The 1,480-nt window shown below is 59.5% G+C and carries 1 pseudogene; it reads left to right on the forward strand.

Annotated features, from left to right (window positions below):
• Positions 1 to 35: 35 nt before the first annotated feature.
• Positions 36 to 1,433: pseudogene (locus tag FA740_RS19470) on the forward strand (IS3 family transposase).
• The last annotated feature ends 47 nt before the right edge of the window (positions 1,434 to 1,480 follow it).

Below are 1,480 nucleotides of genomic sequence, written 5' to 3' on the forward strand. Positions count from 1 at the left end.
CTGTCACGGTTTGGTGCCGCTCCTTTGACCACGTAATGTGCAGCAAAGGAGATGAACGATGGGCACAATCAGGACAAATGAGCAGGGATGCGGTGCGTATTGCGCTGACAAGCGGGCTTTCGCGGCGTCAGATTGCAGATGATCTTGGGGTCGGCTTGTCGACTCTAAACAAATGGGTGACGGCGCAGCGCGACACGGATGTGGTGCCGCCCGAAGATCGCGAGCTTGCGCGGGAGAACGAACCGCTTCGGCGCCAGAACCGCTTCCTCAAGGACTTGCCAGGATCAGGAAACAGTCCCCGGACTGTTTCCCCGCAGCAAGAGGGACATCCTAAAAAAAGCCACCCAGTTCTTCGCGAGCCATGGAGGGCATGAACGCCATGGGTCCGGGTGAATGCCCGACACCATGAGGTTTCGGTTCGTCGAAGAGTGAGCCAGTTCGCGCCATTGGTCCGAGCGACAATGGCGAACGCGAGGCCTTCCCGATCGACCGACTGTGCCAGGTTATGAATGTCAGCCTGCGTGGCTTGCGGGCTTACCGGAGCCGCCCCGCCAGCCGCAGGCAGCGTATGGACATGGTTGTTCTGGCGCATAGCAAGGACCAGTCGCGTTTGAGCCTAGGCAGCTATGGTCGCCCACGGATGACCGAAGAGCTGAAGGAGGTCGGTGCCGATGTGGGGCACCGGCGCGTGGGTCGCGTTCGACAGGAAAACGAACCCCCGGATCGTTTTCAGAGCCTGTCTCACTGCGCGAAAACGGGATTATCGTTGAAAGAACGCGTAAGTTTAAAGTCGAGGAGGGTCAGGAAATGATCCGGTGGATCATTTTCCCGACGAGGGACCGACAGCAACCATACGTTCAACACCGCCCCGAACTTGGCTCGGACCGCGATTTCTGCGCAGCCGCGCCGAACCAGAAATGGGCGGGCGACATCAGCTATATCTGGACCCGAGAGGGCTGGCTGTATCTGGCGCTCGACCATGGTCCTCGGACCGATGGCGGACATCGTCTCGCCCCTGGATTTGCACTCCCGGCGCGTCATTGGCTGGGCCGCGAGCCAACCGCATGAAGCGCGATCTGGCAATCCGGGCCTTGAAGATGGCCATCGCCCTCAGGTCGCCGCCCAAAGGATGCATCTTTCACAGATGCGCAGCACGAGGCAGCCAATACTGTTCGCATGACTACCAGAAGATCCTGTGTCAGCGTGGTTTTAGAGTGTCCATGAGCGGCAAGGGCAATTGTTATGACAATGCCGCCGTCGAGACGTTCTTCAAGACCATCAAGGCCGAGTTGATCTGGCGGCGGTCTTGGGAAACCAGGCGGCAGGCTCAGATGGCGATCTTCGAATACATCAACGGCTTTCATAATCCCCGCCGCCGGCAGTCAGCATTGGGCTGGAAAAGCCCGGGCGCCTTCGAACGGAGGGCCGCCTAAAATGAGCACGCGGAGCGGCACATAAACGCGACAGGTCCAATCTGGAG

The sequence above is a fragment of the Paracoccus hibiscisoli genome, assembly GCF_005048265.1.
Classification (GTDB): Bacteria; Pseudomonadota; Alphaproteobacteria; order Rhodobacterales; family Rhodobacteraceae; genus Paracoccus; species Paracoccus hibiscisoli.